Origin of the sequence: Mycobacterium sp. NPDC051804 (genome assembly GCF_044452905.1) — a bacterium.
In the GTDB taxonomy this organism is placed as follows: Bacteria; Actinomycetota; Actinomycetes; order Mycobacteriales; family Mycobacteriaceae; genus Mycobacterium.
Map to the genome: position 1 here is coordinate 279,609 of NZ_JBITCD010000004.1, position 20,500 is coordinate 300,108.

Annotated in this window: 16 protein-coding genes; 7 read left to right on the forward strand and 9 right to left on the reverse strand. The window is 64.8% G+C overall.

Annotated elements, in window-relative coordinates; genetic code table 11:
- The first annotated feature begins 3 nt into the window (after nt 1-3).
- Nucleotides 4-1,155: a serine hydrolase domain-containing protein gene (locus ACIA48_RS16800; RefSeq protein ID WP_396733591.1), complete on the forward strand. Its 1,152-nt coding sequence runs from the start codon at nt 4-6 to the stop codon at nt 1,153-1,155.
- On the opposite strand, the gene ACIA48_RS16805 is transcribed toward ACIA48_RS16800, so the two are convergent.
- Nucleotides 1,125-1,769 carry a dihydrofolate reductase family protein gene (locus tag ACIA48_RS16805; protein ID WP_396733593.1) on the reverse strand — a complete coding sequence of 215 codons (645 nt, stop codon included), beginning with the start codon at nt 1,767-1,769 and terminating at the stop codon, nt 1,125-1,127. The genes ACIA48_RS16800 and ACIA48_RS16805 overlap by 31 nt on opposite strands.
- Before the next feature lie 141 nt (nt 1,770-1,910).
- Here ACIA48_RS16805 and ponA2 point away from each other — a divergent pair, with 141 nt between their 5' ends.
- The 3 genes from ponA2 (at nt 1,911) to ACIA48_RS16820 (ending at nt 7,172) form a co-directional block, all read left to right on the forward strand.
- Entirely contained in the window at nt 1,911-4,442 is a 2,532-nt protein-coding gene (gene ponA2, locus ACIA48_RS16810) for a transglycosylase/D,D-transpeptidase PonA2 (RefSeq protein ID WP_396733596.1), read from the forward strand.
- Nucleotides 4,443-4,460: 18 nt separating this feature from the next.
- Nucleotides 4,461-5,294, forward strand: coding sequence for a bile acid:sodium symporter family protein (locus ACIA48_RS16815; protein WP_396733598.1), 834 nt, complete (start codon nt 4,461-4,463; stop codon nt 5,292-5,294).
- Between the two features lie 192 nt (nt 5,295-5,486).
- Nucleotides 5,487-7,172, forward strand: coding sequence for a DUF4407 domain-containing protein (locus tag ACIA48_RS16820; RefSeq protein WP_396733600.1), 1,686 nt, complete (start codon nt 5,487-5,489; stop codon nt 7,170-7,172).
- 18 nt (nt 7,173-7,190) lie between these two features.
- On the opposite strand, the gene ACIA48_RS16825 is transcribed toward ACIA48_RS16820, so the two are convergent.
- The 3 genes from ACIA48_RS16825 to ACIA48_RS16835 form a co-directional block, all read right to left on the reverse strand.
- A complete protein-coding gene (locus ACIA48_RS16825) occupies nt 7,191-7,982 on the reverse strand; it encodes a DUF4239 domain-containing protein (RefSeq protein ID WP_396733603.1) in 792 nt (263 codons plus the stop codon).
- A 99-nt stretch (nt 7,983-8,081) separates the two neighbouring features.
- The gene (asnB, locus tag ACIA48_RS16830) at nt 8,082-9,998 is read right to left on the reverse strand and encodes an asparagine synthase (glutamine-hydrolyzing) (protein WP_396733606.1); all 1,917 of its coding nucleotides are present in this window, start codon (nt 9,996-9,998) and stop codon (nt 8,082-8,084) included.
- 296 nt (nt 9,999-10,294) lie between these two features.
- Complete coding sequence (locus ACIA48_RS16835) at nt 10,295-10,618, reverse strand: hypothetical protein (protein ID WP_396733608.1); 324 nt, start codon at nt 10,616-10,618, stop codon at nt 10,295-10,297.
- A gap of 138 nt (nt 10,619-10,756) precedes the next feature.
- Here ACIA48_RS16835 and ACIA48_RS16840 point away from each other — a divergent pair, with 138 nt between their 5' ends.
- The 3 genes from ACIA48_RS16840 (at nt 10,757) to ACIA48_RS16850 (ending at nt 13,164) form a co-directional block, all read left to right on the forward strand.
- The gene (locus tag ACIA48_RS16840; protein ID WP_396733611.1) at nt 10,757-11,302 is read left to right on the forward strand and encodes a TetR/AcrR family transcriptional regulator; all 546 of its coding nucleotides are present in this window, start codon (nt 10,757-10,759) and stop codon (nt 11,300-11,302) included.
- A gap of 102 nt (nt 11,303-11,404) precedes the next feature.
- A complete protein-coding gene (locus ACIA48_RS16845) occupies nt 11,405-12,265 on the forward strand; it encodes a PP2C family protein-serine/threonine phosphatase (protein ID WP_396733613.1) in 861 nt (286 codons plus the stop codon).
- 86 nt (nt 12,266-12,351) lie between these two features.
- Nucleotides 12,352-13,164, forward strand: coding sequence for a DUF1206 domain-containing protein (locus ACIA48_RS16850; protein ID WP_396733616.1), 813 nt, complete (start codon nt 12,352-12,354; stop codon nt 13,162-13,164).
- A 1-nt stretch (nt 13,165) separates the two neighbouring features.
- Here ACIA48_RS16850 and ACIA48_RS16855 read toward each other — a convergent pair whose 3' ends face one another.
- The 5 genes from ACIA48_RS16855 to ACIA48_RS16875 all read right to left on the reverse strand — a co-directional run bounded on the left by ACIA48_RS16855 (nt 13,166) and on the right by ACIA48_RS16875 (nt 20,333).
- Nucleotides 13,166-14,704: a Na+/H+ antiporter gene (locus ACIA48_RS16855; RefSeq protein ID WP_396733619.1), complete on the reverse strand. Its 1,539-nt coding sequence runs from the start codon at nt 14,702-14,704 to the stop codon at nt 13,166-13,168.
- Nucleotides 14,705-14,760: 56 nt separating this feature from the next.
- Nucleotides 14,761-17,622 (reverse strand): RND family transporter, encoded by a 2,862-nt coding sequence (locus tag ACIA48_RS16860; protein ID WP_396733621.1) that lies wholly within the window; start codon nt 17,620-17,622, stop codon nt 14,761-14,763.
- Nucleotides 17,619-18,065: an MmpS family transport accessory protein gene (locus tag ACIA48_RS16865; protein WP_396733624.1), complete on the reverse strand. Its 447-nt coding sequence runs from the start codon at nt 18,063-18,065 to the stop codon at nt 17,619-17,621. The genes ACIA48_RS16860 and ACIA48_RS16865 overlap by 4 nt, the downstream gene beginning before the upstream one ends.
- A 148-nt stretch (nt 18,066-18,213) precedes the next feature.
- The gene (locus tag ACIA48_RS16870) at nt 18,214-18,807 is read right to left on the reverse strand and encodes a TetR/AcrR family transcriptional regulator (RefSeq protein ID WP_396733626.1); all 594 of its coding nucleotides are present in this window, start codon (nt 18,805-18,807) and stop codon (nt 18,214-18,216) included.
- Nucleotides 18,808-18,968: 161 nt separating this feature from the next.
- Nucleotides 18,969-20,333, reverse strand: a complete 1,365-nt coding sequence (locus tag ACIA48_RS16875) for a flavin monoamine oxidase family protein (protein WP_396733629.1) — start codon at nt 20,331-20,333, stop codon at nt 18,969-18,971.
- Nucleotides 20,334-20,500: the final 167 nt, after the last annotated feature.

A 20,500-nucleotide genomic window follows, 5' to 3' on the forward strand; every position in this document is an offset into this window, starting at 1 on the left:
GCCATGGCATTTGAGCGCATCGATGACCTACTCAACGGCGTGACTGCCGATGGGTCTCTGCACGGCATCGCCGCCACGATCGTCAGCCGCGACGGCGTCCTCTACGAGGGCGCAGCCGGAGACGCCAAGCCCAACAGTATGTTTCGGAACGCATCGATGACGAAGGCCGTCGCGACCACCGCGGCGCTGCAGCTCGTCGAGCAGGACCGCCTCGACCTCGACGCCACGGTCGCGTCGCTCGTGCCCGAGTTCGGCGATCTCCAGGTCCTCGACGGATTCGAGGGCGGCGAACCGGTCCTACGCCCGCCGAAGACGGACGCGACCGTCCGCCAGCTGATGAACCACACCTCCGGCTGCGGCTACCACTTCCTCAACGAGAAGCTCTTCAGGTACTGCACCGAGCACGAGTTCCCCCACGTGCTGACGGGAAAGAAGCAGAGCATCAGCGCGCCGCTGGTCCACGATCCCGGCACCGTCTGGGAGTACGGCGTCAGCACCGACTGGCTGGGCCAGGTCGTCGAGGCCGTGAGCGGCCATGCGCTGGGCGACTATTGCGCCGAGAACATCTACCGGCCACTCGGCATGACGGACTCGACATTCACGATGACTGCCAAGCAACACGAACGCCTACTGCCGACCCTCTCCCGGCAGCCGGACGGCAGCCTGAAGCCGACCACTATCGACCTGGATGTCGAGCAGGAGTGGAACGCCGGCGGCCACGGCTCCTACGGGACGATCGCGGACTACGGGCGTTTCGTGCGCGCCTGGGTCAACGGCGGCGAGCTCGACGGCACGCGCATCCTCAAAGAGGAGACGGTCGACCTCGCGTTGCGCGACCACCTCAACGGGGCGCCGCTGCCGCAGAAACTGGAACCGACAGACCCCGAGCTGGCCAACCCGGTCGAGCTGCTTCCCGTGCCGCAAGGATGGGGCCTCGGGTTTCACGTGTACTCGATCGATCTGCCAGGCATGCGCAGCGCCGGCTCCGGCGACTGGTCGGGTCTGTTCAACACCTACTTCTGGATCGACCGCAAGGCGGGAATCGGCGCCGTGATCGGGACGCAGCTGCTGCCGTTCTTCGACGGCAAGATGGTCGAAACGATCCTCGGCTTCGAGGCCGCGGTCTACGCGGAGCTCGGTGCTGCGGTGTCCTGACGTCGGGTCACGGCGTAGCGCAGATGCGCCACCCCGGGGGCATGTAGGACACGAACCAGTTCCATCTCCGGGACGCCCGCTTCGAATCCGTCGAACAGACGCTCGCCCGAACCGAGGATCGCCGCCGACACCTGCAGGTCGATCTCGTCAACGATGCCGGCCTTGATCGCCTGCCGGGCGCACGACGCGCCTCCCGCGATCGAGATGTCCCGGTCGCCGGCCGCCGCCTGGGCCTTCGCGTACGCAGCCTCGATGCCGTCGGTCACGAAGTGAAAAGTGGTCCCGCCCGCCATCTCGATCGGCTCGTGCGCGTAATGGGTGAGGACGAAGACCGGGCAGTGATACGGCGGCTCGTCGCCCCACCAGCCCTTCCAGTCCGAATCGGCCCACTCGCCACGGACAGGCCCGAACATGTTGCGTCCCATGATCGTTGCCCCCATGCCGTCCATCATCTCTGACATCACTTGCTGATTGACCGGATGTTCGCTGGCTGGCCCGATGTGCCACTGGTGAACATTGATCCCGCCCACGCCGAGCGGATTCTCCTCGCTCTGATTGGGTCCGGCGACGTAGCCGTCCGCGGAGATCGACATCGAGAGATTGGTTCGCGCCATGCCCAAGCAGACCACCGCGCCACCCGAAACTCATCGGCGAGGGTCGCGCAGGCATCACTGTGGCATCACAAACCGTTGACGATGGTGATAATTCGTCGCGATGTCGCCGCCCGTCGCCGAGCGCCTGATTAATCTGAGCGCATGGAGGAGCGCCGGGGGGCGTGGCCCGCTGTCGTGCGCATAGCCGGGTGCTGTCTGGCAGCCGGCGTGCTTCTGGCCGCACTGATGTTCCCGTTTGCCGGGGGTATCGGGTTGTTCTCCAACCGGGCCGCCGACGTCGTCGCCAACGGCTCAGCACAGCTCATCGAGGGTGAGGTTCCACAGGTCTCGACGATGGTCGACGCCGCCGGCCGGCCGATCGCGCGACTGTATTCCCAGCGCAGGTTTCAAGTACCAAGCGAAAAGATCGCCAACACCATGAAGCTGGCGATCGTCTCGATCGAGGACAAGCGGTTCGCCGAGCACAACGGCGTCGACTGGCAGGGCACGCTGACCGGCGTATCGGGCTATCTCTCCGGCAACGTCAACGCCCGTGGTGGCTCGACCATCGAGCAGCAGTATGTGAAGAACTACCAGTTGTTGGTGACGGCCCAGACCGATGCGGAAAGGCGGGCCGCGGTCGAATTGACTCCTGCGCGCAAGTTGCGTGAGATGCGCATGGCGCTGGCGCTCGACGCGATGCTGCCGAAGGCAGAAATCCTGACCCGCTATCTCAACTTGGTGTATTTCGGCAATGGCGCGTTCGGCGTGCAGGACGCCGCGCAGACCTACTTTGGCATCAACGCCTCGCAGCTGACGTGGCCGCAGGCCGCACTGCTGGCGGGCATGGTGAAGTCGACGAGTCTGTTCGACCCCTACACCAACGCCCAGGCTGCCATCGAACGGCGAAACGTGGTGTTGAACACCATGATCGAGAATCTTCCTGACCGCGCGACGGAACTGCGCGCCGCCAAGGCCGAGCCACTTGGCGTGCTGCCCCGGCCGAGAGAGATGCCGGGTGGGTGCGTTGCCGCCGGAGACAACGGCTTCTTCTGCGACTACGTGCTGGACTATCTCGCCAAAGCCGGAATCAGCAAGGAGCAGGTCGCACGCGGCGGCTACCTGATTCGGACGACGCTGGACCCGACGGTGCAGGCCTCGGTCAAGTCGGCGATCGACAAGTTCGCCAGCCCCACCCTCGACGGCGTGGCCAGCGTGATGAACGTGATCAGACCCGGCAAGGACGCGCATCATGTCACCGCGATGGCGAGTAACCGCACGTACGGCCTCAACGGCGACGCTCACGAGACGGTGCAACAGCAGCCGTTCTCGCTCGTGGGTGACGGGGCGGGCTCGATCTTCAAGATCTTCACCACCGCTGCGGCACTCGAGATGGGCCTGGGTATCAACGCGCAATTGCAAGTGCCGGGCTCAGTCCAGGCCAGAGGGCTCGGCAGCAGCGATACGCCGGGCTGTCCGAAGGAAACCTGGTGCGTGAAGAACGCCGGAAACTACCGCGGCTCAATGAATGTCACTGACGCGCTGGCGACGTCGCCGAACACTGCCTTCGCGAGGCTGATCCAGCAGGTGGGCGTGCCGCGCGCCGTCGACATGGCGGTCCGATTGGGTTTGCGGTCCTATGCGCTGCCGGGAACGGCGCGGTCCTACGACCCCGAGAGCAACGAAAGCTTGGCCGACTACATCAAGAGACAGAACATCGGGTCATTCACGCTGGGCCCATTCCAGCTCAATGCCCTCGAACTGGCGAATGTTGCGGCGACGTTGGCCTCGGGCGGGGTCTGGTGCCCGCCCAGCCCGATTGACAAGATCTTCGACCGCCGCGGCAAGGAAGTGCCGGTCGTCAGCCAGCCGTGCGAGCAGGTGGTCCCTGAAGGTCTGGCCAACACGTTCGCGAATGCGCTGAGCAAGGACGATCAGAGCCCGGGTACCGCGGCGGGGGCCGCGGCATCGGTGAACTGGAGCCTTCCGATGTCGGGTAAGACGGGCACCACCGAGTCGCACCGATCGTCAGGCTTCGTCGGGTTCACCAATCGATATGCGGCGGCGAATTACATCTTCGACGACTCGAGCAGTCCGTCCGGCATCTGTTCGTTCCCGCTGCGCGAGTGCGGCGGCGGCGACCTGTACGGCGGGAATGAGCCCGCCCGTACGTGGTTCGCGGCGATGGAGCCGATTGCCGACGATTTCGGCGACATCCGCCTTCCGCCGACGGATCCGCGTTACGTCGACGGGGGGCCGGGCGGGCAGGTGCCCAGCGTGTCGGGTCTGGGCATTGACATCGCGCGAAAGCGCCTCAGGGAGGCTGGCTTTCAGGTGGCGGAGCAAACGACACCGGTCTACAGTTCAGCGCGGTACGGAGCGGTGGTAGGAACCACGCCGACCGGTCAGACGATTCCGGGCTCGATCATCACGATCAACACCAGCAACGGGTCGCCGCCCCCGCCGCCGCGGCCAATCGAACCTCCGCCGCCGCCCCCACCCCCGCCACCGCCGGGAGTCAGTCCGATGGTCATTCAAATCCCCGGGTTGCCACCGATCTTCATGCCCCCGCCGCCTCCACCGCCGCCGCCGGGACTGCCCCCGCCGCCTCCACCGCCGCCGCCGGGGCTGCCACCACCACCACCACCGCCGCCGCCGCCGCCGGGATTGCCACCACCGCCGCCGCCGCCCTAGAAGCCAAAAGAGTCCATCGTGGATGTACTAGAGAAGGCTGTTCCGGTCGCGACGCTGCTGTTCGTCGTGTCCAGCATGCTCGCGATGGGGCTCGGGCTCACCGTCGCTCAGGTGACCGCCCCGCTGCGCAATCTGCGGCTGGTGTCGTTGTCGCTGTTGGCGAATTTTGTGCTGATGCCCGCCGCCGCGGTATTGCTTGCGAAACTCCTGCGACTCGATGAACCGCTCGGCGTCGGACTCCTGCTCCTGGGCGCGGCGGCCGGCGCGCCATTCCTGCCCAAGCTCACCCAGATCGCCAAGGGCAACCTCGCGTTCGCGGTGGCCCTGATGGTCCTGCTGATGGTGATCACCGTGGCCTACATGCCGCTGGTGCTGCCCCTGCTGCTGCCGGGCGTCTCGGTGAATCCCGCGAGGATCGCCATCTCGCTCGTTGTGACGATGCTGCTGCCCCTGTTCGTCGCGCTCGCCGTCAACGCCAAATGGCCGGCCGCGGCCGCCCGTGCCAAACCGCTGTTCGACCGCCTTTCCAGCCTCGGACTCATCCTCGTCGTGGTGCTACTCGTCGTCGTCAACTTCAGCAAGGTGCTGTCCGTTTTCGGCACCGGCGCCATTCTGGCCGGCCTCTTGTTCATCGCGCTGGGCTATGCCGCGGGATGGCTGCTCGGCGGGCCGACGGCAGACACCAGGACCGTTCTCGGTTTGGGAACCGCGCAGCGCAACATCGCTGCGGCGCTCGTCGTCGGCGGCCAGAGCTTCAGCGACCCCAGTGTCGTCGTCATGGTTGTCGTCGTCGCGATCGTCAGTCTGGTTGCGCTGCTGCCGGTTTCGCGACTGCTCGCCAAGAAGGCGTAGGCGGTCGCGGGGTCCACGCGGTACGCCAGCGCCTGGAGGGCGCACGCGCCGGTACCCTATGGGAAGATTTAAAGCATTCGTATCGGCGTGATGATGCGATGCGCGGGGGGTTTCGCCTGGTCAGCACCGTCGACAGGGTTGTCGATGGGCGCATCCACGCCTGGAAATGCCCGGAAGATGTTTGGAGTTTCCATGTCCGCCCACAGGGTTTCTGAGCACGAACCTGCCGTCTCAGCTCGCCACGACCGGTCCACCCTTGTCAGCGCCGGGGTGGTGGTTCTGCTCGCGGCGATTCTGACGTGGTTGGTGGCGGCCGTCGCCCTGACCGAGTCGACACCCTGGCCGATCGCGGCCGTCGTCGCGGCGACCTCAGCGTTCGGTCTGCTGGTCGGTGCGGTGAGCCGCGCGATCGTCTCCGGTGCGATTCGTGGTGGCCCCGGTGTCGCCGGACGCGCTGCCGTCCTGATCGCGATCGGGCTCGTGGTCGGCGAACTCGCCGCCGTCGTCGTGTTCTCCGGATCGATCGATCGACTGCTCGACGAGCAGGCGGCGCGCACCGCCGAATCCACCCCGGCAGCAGCGCAGGCCGCGGCCGATCTGGAGCGCAGTCGCACCGCGCGCCGCGGTCTCGACGAGGCGGTGGAGCAGGCCGTGCAACGCCGCCAAGAGGCCCTTGTCGTCGCCCGCTGTGAATTCAACCCCCGGCCCGACTGCCCCCAAACCACGATCACCGGCGTGCCCGGTGCCGGCCCCGAAAACCGAACGGCGAATGACTTTCTCGCCGACGCCCAGCGCACGCTCGACGGTGCGTTGGCCAAACGAGACCGTCAGGCACCCGTGCTCGACGCCCAAATCGTCGATGGCGAGCAAGAACTGGCGGAGGCCCGGCAAGCCGCGACGGCCGATGTCGATCGCGGGCTGGGCGCTCGATGGGTCGCGATGAACGACCACACGCTGGCCAACTCGGGTGCTCTCATTCTCCGATTGCTTGTCGACGGATTCTTCGTCCTGCTGAGCGTGCTGCCGCTGATCCTCAAGCTGTGGCGCGGCGAGACGTCTCAGGATCGCGGAATCGCCGCCGATGTCGAGCGGAATAAAGCGGAACTGCAGGCCGATACCGCGATCGCGGTGAAGCGGGCCGAGGTGCGCGCCGCGATCGACAACATGTGGGCCGAACAGCAGCTGACCAGTGCCCGCATGGCTGTCGAGGCGCAGCTGGAGATCGATCGCGAACAGCAGCGCCGCCGGGTGATCGAGGCGACCGGGCCGGCGGTGACCGCACGATCGGAGCGCATCCCCCCGGCCGCGATCGAAGATGTGTATCTGCCGATCGCCGCCGAAGCTGAAGCGGCGAGCCTCTTTCCGGCCGAGTTGCCCGCGGCGCCCGCTGTGGCCACCACCTCCGACGTCCAGGACAACTTGCCGTCGCGAATTGACGACGACGCCTCGGGGGAGCAGTCGGGACGCTCCCTGATCCCGGCCATTCCGGATGTCACCCGAGCCGCCGCGCGCTGGATTCGCCCACTGGTGCCGCCGATCATCGCCAGCGCGATCGACACCACCACCAAGCCATTTCGAGGTGTTCGGCAGATCTTCGAGGAGACCGAGGAGATTCACATCTCGATGCGACGCACGCATCGGGTGAGTTCTCAGGTCGAGGAGACCGAGGACGTTGTGGGAGAACGTGTTTCCGACCATGAGCCCGTCCCGCGGAAAACGACAACCGTCGAACGTGACAACCGCTACGACGGGCTCGGTGCTGCCGAGCATGCGGCGCACGCGGTGACGAATAGCAAGGGTCAGGCCGGACTCGCCGGAGGAAGCACGCGCGAACTACGTGGCCACAGCGGTCCCCGGGAACTCCCGCCGGGACGTTAACGACGCCGGGCACCGGCATCAGTTCTGCGGCTGATCTTCGCGCCAGATCTGCAGCACGTTGACATACGGGTCGGGCTTGACCGACAGCGCGCCGACGAAGGGATGCTCGAGCGCGAAGATCAGATACATCACGAAGCCCATCAGTCCCGCGGTCAAACCAACAGCCACAGCATGGATAACGAGGTCGCGGGTCCCGAACAGGAACGTGAACGCCATCACGACCGCGCCACCACCGATCAGCAGCACCCACAGTTCGCCCGGGACCGCCGACTCGCCCGTCGAGACACGAAGCTTGCGGTTCGCGCTCAGGTCGTTCAGCTTGACGATGTCGTGGTCGAAGAAGGCGATCTCGTTGCGGCTCTTCGGCTCCACTTTGAGGAAGGTCGACCAGAGGGCGGTCATGTGATCGGACTCCTCCTCGATGGTCTCGCCTCGCCGCATTCGCGGTAGTTCGTCGTTGATCACGTCCTCGGTGTACGCGACGAGTTGCTTTCGCACCTCGAGCCGGTACTCCGGAGGGATCGCCGTGGAATCCCGAAGAAGGTCTGCGATGGCGCTCGCCTCCGCTGCGGTCGCATTTTCGGCTTCTCCGAACTGCTCCCACACGACGACCACAACGAAGGCGACCAGCACCGCGTAGAGCACGCCTGCAAGCTGGAACACATCGCCTGCCATCCCGCTCGCTTTCTCGAGCCGGGTGTGGGACACCGCTTTTCGAAACAGGATCAGCCCGCCCACCGACACTGCGATGACGGACGTCACCGCGAAGAACCCGAGCAGGACAGCGGGCAATTGCAGAAGCCAGATCACAGCACCCCCGATAGCGCGGACGTTCGGCTGTCCGCTCCGTCAGTATGACCACGAAACCGGCGACGGGTGTCTGAGATGCCTAGCCAGAAGACGAAACGTTTATGACATCGAGAACAGATCCTGCATAACGACGACGCTCGCCACACGCTGCAGACCGCCTTCCACGGCGATGCGCTGATCGTCCGGGACCTCGAGCAGCTCATCCAGCGCCGCGCCGACCTTCGCCATGTCGAAGATCGGCTGATCTTTCGCAGCCTGTGACGCGAACGTATCCCGGTAGAACTCCAGCATCGGGTCGTTCGGGTTGCGCGTCGGCGGCGTCGTGAATGGATGCTTCTGCCGGTCGTACACCTCGGGGATCAACACATCCTTCGTCGCCTCCCGCAACACATGCTTCTCCCGAATTCCCTTGACCTTCATGCTTACCGGCACCCGCGCCGCCGTATCCGCCACATGGTGATCCAGGAACGGCACCCGCCCCTCGATCGAATGCGCCATCTCCATCCGATCGGCCAGATAGTTCAGGATGAAGTTCGGCAGGATCGTCTTGGCGTTCACGTACAGCATCTGGTTCAGGTGATCGCGGCCCGCAACACGCTGCGCGATCGGCAGCCGATCCAGCGCACCCACCAGTGGTTGATACTCGCCGATGGACGCCACGAGGTCATCACGGAACAGCGGCGCCACGCTATTCGTCTGCACCGCAGCCACATTCAGTGTCGCTGGCAACCACCCGAGCCTGCGCTCCACCGCTCGCATTTCGGGGTTGTCGACCTGCTCGGGCATCATCAGCGCCCGCGTCGCCGCATTCGCGCCGAGCATCTCGTCGAGCAGCTTCGCGCGTTCGTCGGCACCCAACGTCGGATCGTCATTCAACGCGTCGACGCGGAAGTACGGGTAGCCGCCCAGCATTTCGTCGGAGCCTTCGCCGGTGAACACCACCTTGATGCCGGCGTCGCGCACCGCGCGGCTGAGCAGAAACTTCGCGACGCCGTGCCCGTTGAACATCTGCGTCTCGGAATGCCAGATGGCATCCGCGAACGAGTCGGCGATCTCGCGCCCCGTGATCGGAATCGGGTAATACGACGCACCGACCAGTTTGGCTTGTGCCTCAGCGATTTTCGCCTCATCGTAGAGCGGGTTCTCGAACGTCAGGGTGAATGCACGGATCGGCCGATCCATCTCCTGCTGCGCCAGCCCGAGGACTGCACACGAGTCGATGCCGCCACTCAGATACGACGCCACCTCGACGTCGGCGACCAGCCTCTGCCGCACCGACTCTCGCAACGACTCGCGGAAGTCCGCGACGACCTCGGCCTCGCTGCGCGTGTCAGCAGCCATCTGGGCGGCCGTCGGAATCTCCCAATCCCAGTACGGGTAGATGCGCACGGCGCCGTCGCGGGCGATCGCGTAGCACCCCGGCGGCACTGTGCTGACCCCGGCGAATTCGGTCTTCTCGTGCGTCCTGCCGAAGCCGCCGGTCGCGCCCTCGAGATCCCAAACGGCGGGCACGCCCAGCGCGAGCAGCGCCTTGATCTCGGAGGCGAAGAACACCTCGCCGTTCGCCACGGCGTAGTAGAGCGGTTTGACGCCGAAGCGGTCGCGGATCGCATACATCGCCCGCTGGCGTTCGTCGGCTATCACGACCGCGAACTCGCCACGCAATTCCGTCGCTGCCTGGATCCCGCGCTCGTGATAGAGGTGCAGCGCGATCTCGCTGTCGCTCTCGGTGGAGAAGCGGTAGCCACTCGCGCGCAGCCGCTCGCGAATCTCGCGGTAGCCGTAGAACTCGCCGTTGACCACCATGTGGACAGCGCCGTCGGGGCTGGTCATCGGTTGGCTGCCGTTATAAAGGCCGATGATTGACAGCCGCGTGTGTCCGAGCGTCCACCGCCCGTCGCGTGAGCGCCAGAGGCCAGTGCCGTCCGGTCCGCGGTGCTCCAGTCGCCTGAGCGCCTCGTCGCAGCGATCGGCGGGCAGGCTGTCGCGGGTCATGGCAGCAAAGATTCCGCACATCGTTGTGTCCTCCCGACGTCATCGTCGCGCATCAACCTGTGAGTCGGCACTCAGATTGCAGTTCTCGTCGACGACACCAGCCCCTGGGATGTCTAACCGCGGTCGAGCTCTGACTTCGATCTAGCCGCGCGTGCGACCCGCACGCCATATAGCCAGACCGACCAATGTTCTAGTTGCCAACCTCACAGCGACTTTGTCGCTCATCTACTACCGCCACAACGCAAGTTAGCGACTTTGTCGCTCAGAGCTTGGCACTAGACGCATACGGTTTGGTCGAGCCGCTCACGCAGCGACAGTTAGGCCGCGCGGCGCTCCAACAACGGTTCGTAACCGCGATCGGGCTCCGGCTGCAGCTCCTCATGCACGCGGTAGCTCTGCAGATACCGGTCGATCTGCTCGCGCCGCAGTGGTCGCCCCCAGATGTTCGAGCCGTCGATCTCGATGCCGCTCTCGTTGGACGCCGCGCGCATGCGGGCGCCGATGCGGAACCCCGCGACCGTCGCGACCATCAACACAGCCATGCCGGCGCCGATAACACCTGCTAGCGGACTACCGACGGCCAGCGAGTAGACGAACGTCCCGAGTGCCACGAACGTCAACAGGAAACCCAGATATGCCACGTTCGTCGGAGAAACTCGTCCCAAACCCTTCCTCATTCTTTACCCTCCAACTACAGAAACGCTACGCGTATCGTAGCGCTACGCTTAGTGTAGCGTTTCTGCGGATGCGGGTATTCCCCAGCGGGAAAAGAGGAGCCGATGGCGCCACGCGCGAACACCGACGAACGCATCGCCGACGCGACCTTGGCATTGCTACGCGCGAAAGGTGCCGGCTCGGTGACGGTCGAGGCGGTGGCCGCGCGCTCGGGGGTTGCCAAGACGACGATCTACCGACGGCACCGCGATCGTCGCGACATGCTGTCCGCCGCGCTGTCGCGAATCGCGACACCCGAACCGCTGCCAGTCGATGCCGATGCGCCCGATCGGTTGCGGTGGCTGATCCAGCAAGCCGTCAAGGCCATCGACGACGGAATTGGCTTCGGCGGCCTCGCGTCGCTGCTCACCGACGACGACCCCGACTTCACCAAGATCTTCCGCCGCATCCTCGCTCGCCAGCGGGCCAAGCTGGAGGCCGTGATCGACGACGCGAAGGCCGACGGATCCTTTCGTGCCGACCTCGACGGCGCGACACTGATCGATGGCATCGTCGGTGCGCACATCGCCGAACGTGCTCGTGCCGGTCGGATTGCCACGGGCTGGGAGGGGCGGTTGTTCGACCTCTTCTGGCCGATCGTGCAGGTCTGAAACTCAGCGCTGGTCTCAGTCGCGCAGTGAGCACCGAAACGACCGATTATGTGGGAATGTTTTGGTCGAAGGGGCGAATCCGATCCGGCCAAGGACGAGGGTATGACTAACTCAATGTCGACTTACGTCGCAGTGCCCAGGCCGGTCGCGCAAGCCGACGGCTCGGCCCCGGACCGCGACGAGAACCAGCTCGACGAAATCGTGCTGATCACCGACCGCGGTATCGAGCACACCCGCAACGAGGACGCGGGCGCAGCCGGCACCATCGCCAACAATGACGGACCGCGGGCAATCGCGGCAGTGGTGTGCGACGGCGTCTCCACTTCGGCCGACGCCCAAAACGCGTCGAGGGCCGCGTCGGTGGCCGGCGTCGACGCCATGCTGACGGCGCTCGCCGCATCCCGCGACGTGACATCGGTGATGGTGGCCGGACTGACCGACGCGGCGAAGGCGGCTGCGGAGTCCACGTCGCCCGAAGAATTCAGCCCTGCGTCATGCACCTACACGGCGGCCGTCGTCGTGCCGGCCGCCGAGGGAGGGGTGCAGATCGCTGTCGCCAACGTCGGGGACAGCAGGGTGTACTGGCTGCCCGAGCCTCCCGCGCAGCCGCAACGGCTGACCGTCGACGACACCGTTGCGCAGCAATTGATCTCCGCGGGCATTCCGCCTGACTCACCCGCCGTGCTGAGAGGCGAGCACACCCTGACACGGTGGTTCGGTCGCGATGCCGATCGGGAGTCGTGGGACGAATCGAATGTCCACACGATGACCACCTCCGAGCGAGGTGTTTTGGTCCTGTGCTCGGACGGTCTGCACAACTACCTGCCCGAGGCCGCCGACATCGCCAAGTTCTGCATCGGAACCGCGCGGACCGAGGCCGCCCGTGCGCTCGTCGACCACGCACTGCGGGCCGGCGGCCACGACAACATCACGGTGATCATCGTTCCCGTCGGAATGTCATGAGTTCCGCTCTGCAACAGAAGCACTGAGGACGGCCGTCAGCCGTCACCCCGTTTCAACAGGCGACGCGAAGGGTAGAAAGTGCGTGCATGGCGGGAGTCAAGGGTGCGGTCAACGAGGTCACCCAGACGCGCGCCGTCGAGTGGATCGCACGTGCCGGATATCCGGTCAGCGGAATACTTCATCTGCTCGTCGCCTACGTCATCGTCCGGATCGCACTCGGCTTCGGCGGAGAGGCCGACCAGGCGGGCGCGTTGGCGACGCTCGCCAACAGTGGCGGTGGCGCTCTGCCGCTGTGGATCGTGGCAGGCGGACTCATCGCACTGGCGTTGTGGCGCTTCGCGGAAGCGGTGCTAGGACTGCATCCGGCAGAGAGCAGCCACGCCCACCGCCGCGACTCACCGATCAGCGACAGACTCAAGGCCTTCGGCTTGGGCCTCGTCTACAGTGCCGTCGCGTTCACGGCCATCCAGTTCGCGCTGGATGTTTCGCGGTGGGGCAAGGACACGACTGAGGGGCTGAGTGCGCGGCTGATGCAGTCGGGCGGCGGCAAGACCTTGCTGGTGATCGTGGGGTTCGTGATCGCCGCCATCGGCGCCTACTACGTGCACAAGGGGGCGACCCGAAAGTTCCTCGACGATCTGACGGTTCCGGGTGGCTGTCTGATCACGGCGCTGGGAATCTGCGGGCACGTCGCGGAGGGATTGGTGCTGTTCGCGGCCGGCCTGTCGGTGATCGTGGCGACCTATGTGAGCGATCCGGCGAAGGCGACGGGACTTGATGCGGCGGTCAAGTCGCTGGCGGAAGCGCAGTTCGGGACGGCGATATTGATCGCCGCGGCAACGGGTTTCGCGGCGTATGGCTTGTACAGCTTCGCGTTGGCGCGCTACTCGCGTATGTGAATCACTCGACGTGCGTCGTGCGCACATCCAGTCGGCGCAGCACGTCGTCGACGACAGTGGGATCCATTCCGGAATCGGAGCGTGCGCTGAGTATCTCCTCGCGCGCCGCAGTCAGCATCGCGTCCTTGACGGCGCGAATCTCGTCCGCCTGACCGCCGTCCGCGTCGGGTCGGCCCATCGCGTCCCACATCCGGTCTGCACCCTCCTCGACGTGGTCGATCACGTCGGCGTCGATACGGTCGTCGCCCCGCAGTTCGTCGAGCCGTCGCTGACCCGCCACCTGCGCCCGCCGCATCAGGTCCTGCGCCAGATCGTCCTGGTCGTCACCAGAGGCCGTCACATCCAATCTGCGTACCAAAGTCGGCAGCGTAAGTCCTTGCAGCAGAAGCGTTACTGCCACCACGACGAACGCGATGAAGACCAGCCGGTCCCGCTCGGGGAAGTTCGGTGGCAGTGCCATCGCCGCGATGAGCGTGACGACTCCGCGCATGCCCGCCCACGAGGACACCGTCATCTCGCGCCACCCCACCGGCTCGCCGGTCGGATTTCGTCGCCGACGGAGCCTCTCGTCGATCGTCGCCACCGGGAAGATCCAGACGAATCTGATCACGATGACCACGGCGGTGACGATCGCCGCCTGCGCGATCAGACTGCCCACCGGTTCGTCGACTTCCAACGCGATCGCACGCAGTTCCAAACCGACGAACGCGAAAGCTGCGCCCGTCACCAGTAATTCGACGATCTCCCACATCGTCATCGCGACGATCCGCGTCTGAGCCGACTCCTTGTCGCTGTACCGGCTCAGCGACAACGCCAGCGTCACCACCGCCACGACGCCGCTGCCGTGTGCCGCATCCGCTGCGGCATACGCAACGAACGGCGTGACCAAGACGAATGCGCTGCCCGACGGATGCGCGGGCAGCTTGTTCAGCAGCCACCGCGCCGCCACGGCGACGGCGAGTCCGATCAGGACTCCGACGGCGGTCGCCGTGGCCAACTGCATGCCGGCCTTCGCAGGCGAGAACGCCCCCGTCATCGCCGCTGCGACCGCGACCTCGTACAGCACGAGGGCGGTCGCGTCGTTGGACAGGCCCTCGCCCTCGAGAATCGTGCGCAGTCGGCGCGGTAGGTGGAGCTTCTGCGCGATGGCCGTCGCCGCCACCGGATCCGGTGGTGCCACGGCTGCGCCGATTGCCACCGCGGCGATCAAGGGCAACCCCGGGACCAACGCCTGCAGCACCCCGCCGACGACGAAGGCCGTCACGGCGACCAGGGCCACGGCGAGCAGTCCGATCGCCCGCCGGTTGTCGAGGAATTCCCGCCACGAGGTGCGTCGTGCCGCGGCGAACAACAGCGGAGGCAGGATCAACGGCAGCAGCAGGCTCGCGTCGATCGCGGGGACCTGCACCGCAGGCAACAGTGCCAATGCCATGCCGAAGACGAGCATCACCGCTGGATAGGGCACGTTGATGCGGTTGGCCAGCGGTGCGAGCACGACAGTGGCCACGAACAGCACCAGCAACAGGGTCAGCTCAGCCACCCGGCTTAGTTACCCAATCGAGCGTCGCGGAACCGTCACGCACCATGCCCGGCGAATCAGAACAGCGACAGCTGCCGCGTGTTCTCGTCACCGAACTTGATTGGCACCGGCCGCTGGCGCACTCGGACCGGCCACCAGAACCACCGTCCAAGAAGCGCGGCGATCGATGGTGTCATGAACGATCGGACGATCAGCGTGTCGAACAGCAGACCGAGCGCAATCGTCGTTCCGATCTGGCCGAGCACGATGAGGTCACCGACGACGAACGACGCCATGGTGAATGCGAACACCAGGCCCGCGGCCGTCACCACCGAGCCGCTGCCCGCCATCGATCGGATGATCCCCGTGTTGATGCCGGCGTGGATCTCCTCCTTGAACCGGGAGACCAGCAACAGGTTGTAGTCCGAACCCACTGCGAGCAGTAGAACCACCGCCAAAAGCAATATCACCCAATACAAGTCGATACCCAGCAGGTGCTGCCATACCAACACCGACAAACCGAACGATGCGCCCAACGAGAGCGCCACCGTGCCCACGATGACCAGCGCCGCCACGATGCTGCGCGTGATGAACATCATGATCAGCAGAATCAGGCTCAGCGCGGCGATACCGGCGATGATCAGGTCGTACTTGGCCATCTCCGCAATGTCCGCATAGGTCGCCGCCGTCCCGCCGATGTAGATCTTCGAGCCCGCCAACGGCGTTCCCTTCACCGCCTCCATCGCCGAATGCCTGATCGCTTCGATATGCGAAATGCCCTCGGGTGTAGCGGGATCCACGTCGTGCGTGATGATCATTCGTGCGGCTTTGCCGTCCGGCGACAAAAACAGTTTCAGCCCGCGCTGGAACTCCGGGTTGGTGAACGCCTCTGGCGGTAGATAGAACGAGTCGTCGGTCTTGGACGCGTCGTAGGAGGCGCCCAGCTGGGTCGCGTTCTCCAGCAGGGCCGCAGCCTGGTCATAGAGCCCCGACGTGGTGGCGTGGTTGGTCTTCGCCAGATCGCGGTTGGTTTCCTGATCCCTTATCTGCGGCGGAATCAGCGCGCTCAGCTTGGGTTGCAGCTCATCGAGTTTGGCGATACTGCCCGAGACGTTGGCCAACTGGTCGGTCAGTTGGTTGATACCGTCGAGCGCGTCGAAAAGAGATCGAAACGCCCAACATATCGGGATGTTGAAACAGTGTGGCTCCCAATAGAAGTAGTTGCGCATCGGACGAAAGAAGTCGTCGAAGGTGGCGATCTTGTCGCGCAGGTCTTGCGCCGTGGCGACTGTGTCCTGAAATGCCTGGCTTTGCTCGTGGGTGATGTCACTGGCCTGCTGTTGTAACGCAAACTGCTGCCGCAGCAGGTCGATCGAGTGATTGATGACACCCACCTGCGTCAGCAGGTCGGCGGCGCGGGCCTGCTGGAAGGGCAGGTTGTTGATTTGCGCCCCGCTCTGCGCGCTGATCTGAAATGGGATCGAGGTGTGGTCCAAGGGCGTGCCGAGCGGCCGCGTGATCGACTGCACCTGTGCGACACCGTCCGTGTGGAAGACGGCCTTGGCCACCCGCTCCAGCAGGATCATGTCGGTGGGATTGCGTAGGTCGTGGTCGGTTTCGATCATCAGCAGTTCGGGATTCAGCCGCGCCTTCGAAAAATGCCGCTCCGCCGCGGCGTATCCCACATTCGACGGGGCATCGGCCGGTAAGTACGGGCTGATGTCGTAATTCACCTTGTATCCGAAGAGCGACGCCAGTCCTATGAAGGCCAGTGCCAGTGTCGTGATCAGGATCGGCCCGGGCCACCGAACGATGGCCGTTCCAATCCGTCGCCAACCCCGTTTGGCCGTCTTGCGCTTGGGTTCCAGCAGGCCGAAGCGGCTGCCGATCACCACGACCGCGGGTGACAAGGTCAATGAGGCGGCCAGCGCGACTAACACACCGATGGCCGCCGGGATGCCCAGGCTCGAGAAATACGCCAGCCGGGTGAAGGCCAGACAGGCTACCGCTCCCACGATGGTCAGCCCCGACCCCAAGATCACATGCGACGTCCCGCGATACATGTCGTAGTACGCGGCCTCGCGGTCCATGCCGTCGTTGCGTCGCTCGTGATAGCGGCCCAGCAGGAAGATCATGTAGTCGGTTCCGGCGGCAATGACCAGAAGCGTCAGCATGTTGGTCGCATATGTCGACAGAGGGATGAAGCCGGAATTTGCCAGGAACGAGACGATTCCGCGCGCCGCCGACATCTGGATGAGCACCGTGATGAGTGCGAGGAGCATGGTGACGATCGAGCGGTAGACGATGAGCAACATCAATGCGATGACCCCGACGGTCAACAGCGTGACCAGGAGGGTGCTGTCGTTGCCTACCTCGAAGTTATCGGTGACCTGCGCCGCTGAGCCGGCGACGTAGGCCTTGACGCCGGGTGGTGCAGGCGTCTTGGCCACGATATGGCGCAGCGCGTTGACCGACTCCAGCGACAACGCCTCGCCCTGGTTGCCGGCGAGGAAGACCTGAACGTAGGCGGCCTTCCCGTCGGGGCTCTGTGAGCCCGCGGCGGTAAGCGGGTCGCCCCAGAAATCCTGCACGTGCTCGACGTGTTTGGTGTCCTCGTTGAACCGCTTGACCAACTCGTCGTAGTAGGCATGTGCTTCGGCACCCAAAGGCTGATCGCCCTCGAGCACCACCATTGCGGCGCTGTCGAAGTCGAATTCGCCGAATACCTTGCCGATCCGCTGGAACGCTTGTAGCGAAGGGGAATCGTGGGCCGCCAACGCCACATTCTGTTCCTCGCCGACGACCTCGAGTTGCGGTACGAGCGCGTTGGACAGCACGGTGATGACGAGCCAGAACAACACGATGGGCACACACAGCCGCCGGACCCACCTGGCGAAGCGGTCTGTGATCGTCGGGCGATCGGCGAGATGGGTGTTCATCCGGACTTGTCCAAGCAGTAGGTGAAGGCGTTCAACGCGTTGATCGTTCTCTCGTCCTTGACGACGTCGTCGATCTTGATTCGGCAGCCCAACGAGTCGCCGTCACCCTGGGCGGACACGTTGACGAAGACGGCCGGTTGAGTGGTGGTCGTGTCATAGGTCCACGGCAGCGTCACGGCGTCGGCCCGCTGCGGCTGGGCGTTCACGTCGGTATAGGTGATCGTCGCCTTCGTTCCCGGCGGACCGAAGACCTCCATGACAACGCGCTTGGGGTTGAACGGATGGATCTCATTGGCGGCGCCGCTGGGGGTGGAGACGACGTCTTCCGTGCCGAAGATGCCCTGGAGTCGGTAGACCGCGAATGCCGCCACTGCGACGACAAGCACCGCCACCCAGACCATCCAGTGCCGCAAGAGCCGGCTTCCGATCGAAACCCGTTGCATCCGTGACCCTTTCGACCCTCTTGGCACGTTACGGACGGTGTAGACGATATGGACGGTGTGACATCTGCCCGCTGTATATCAACTCGGTTGACAGTACGGTACGGGACCGGACCTCACAAGCGCCGGTCTTCGTCGGGTGGACAGGGCATCAGTCATTGTGACGGGTGAGGCCGGGGATGATGACGTTGTCGACGAGGCCGCGGATGGTTTGCCCAGTCGGCTGTTGACCGGTGAGGACCGCGCGATAGATGAGATAGCCGGGCAGCACGTCCCATAGCTCGTCGCTGATGGCGGAGGCTTTGATCTCGCCGCGGTCGGCGGCCCGCTTCAGCACGTGCGTCATGAGCGCTTTGCGCTGGTCGAGGAACTGTTCTTTCATCGTGGTGTGAAGCTCAGCACTCCTCGACGTCTCCACGAGCACCGCCCGGATGGTGCCGACATGGTCGCTGACGTGAGCGCTGATCTGCTCGGCGAGTGCCAACAGATCGCCGTGCAGCGTGCCGGTGTCGGGATCGACCGCGATTTGTCGGGTGCCCTCAATGAAGGCGGCCAGGACGAGCTCGGCCTTCGTCGGCCAGCGTCGGTACAGCGTGGCCTTGCTGGCATGAGCGGTCGTGGCCACCGCCTCGAGGCTCAACCGGTCGTAGCCGCGTTCGGCCAGTAGCTCCAGCGTCACCTCGAGCAGCTCGGTTTCCCGCGGTGACCACGGGGACGCCGTCGCGCCGTTGGAACTGCCTCTCACGGTGCCCCTTACGTCAGGCTGTGAGAACGAGTATCGGGCATTCAGCGTCGCGATAGGGCAGAAAGCGCCACCAACGTTTGTGGAAGGTATTGACGGCGATGATGATTTGCTTGGCGCACAGCACATATGGTCCCGACGGTGGGATAGGGACTAGGCCCGCGTCAGGCCACCGTCATCGCCTTGTCGTGTTCCATCACCTCGACAGCCGCACGCTCACCCGAGCGCACAGCCCCGTCGATGAATCCGTACATGATCGCGGAGCTTTCCGTGCCGGCCCAGTGGATGCGGCCACACGGCTCACGAAGGGAAGGCCCGAACTCGGTGAGCACACCCGGCGGCGTGTGCGCGATCATGCCTCCGCCCGAATAGCGCTCGATCGTCCAGTTCTGCTCGACGTAGTCCGCCAGGTTCCGCGCCTTTTCGCCGAACCTTTCGACCACAGCGTCGATCACGCCCTTCTTGCGCTCCTCCTCGCTGAGCTTCGTCATCTCTCGTGCGACGGGTCCCTCGGTGATGACACACAGAACTGCGGGCGACGGATTGTCCGTGCTGGCATCGATGGTCAAGTTCGCCATCGACCCCGGCGCGAACGACTGACCCGACAGACCATCGGCACGCCACCACGGCTCGTCATAGACCAACGCGATCTTGTACACCGCGCCCGACGGCATCCGCTGGTGGAGGAACGACCGATCCATCGGAAGCATTGGCTCGTACTGGATTTGCGACGCAATGCTCACCGGCACCGCCACGACAGCCCGACGGGCACGCACCACCATGTCGTCGGATCGGACCGTCACCCCATCGGCATCCTGCGAGATGCTCCGCACCGGCTGCGACAGGTGGATCGCATCGCCGAGCTCGTCAGAGATCGCCCGATGAATCGCGCCCATCCCGCCGACCACTCGCTCATCCTCGGCCGCATCCTTGACTCCGAGCACAAAGCTCGGCCCCCCTGCCGAGGCCATCTGATACAGCACGAAGAGCAGCGAGATCTCCGACGCCGCAGAGGTATACAACCCCGAGACCGAGTAATCCAGCAGTTGGTGCGCGGGCTTCGACAATGTGTTCCGGTCCAGCCACTCCGCCCACGTGATCTGGTCCCACTTCTTCGCCTTCGGCGCATCCCACGGCGCTGCCGGGTCGATCTGCTTGCACATCGACGTCAGTTCGAGGAAGACCTTGCCGATGTTGGCCACCGCCCACGGGCTCATCGACAGCGGGATCGTGCCCTTGTACTTGTACGCCTTACCTTCGATGTACATCATCGCTTGGCCGTCGGTGTACTGCTTGTAGCTCGGGATGCCGAACTCTTTCATCAGCGCGTAGATGGCGTCCTGGCCGGGCCCGATCCACGCGCCACCCCGATCGATCCACACCCCGTCGTCACGAGTCTCGGTCCACGTGCGGCCACCCACCCGGTCGCGCGCCTCCAGCAGCGCCACCGAATGACCCGCCTGCTTCAAACGCAACGCCGCGGTGAGCCCGCCGAACCCGGCACCCACGACGCAATAGTCAACATCCATGTGACACCTCTGCCGTCTGTGGCGCCGGCCCCAACCAACGCCTGATGGCTATTAGACATACGCCTAATTAGACGGTCAGTCAATAGGCCGTCGCCGTCAGACAGCAAATTCTCAGAAATGCCGTCAATAAAACCGGAATAGCTGTTGACATGGCAGTTGATACAAAG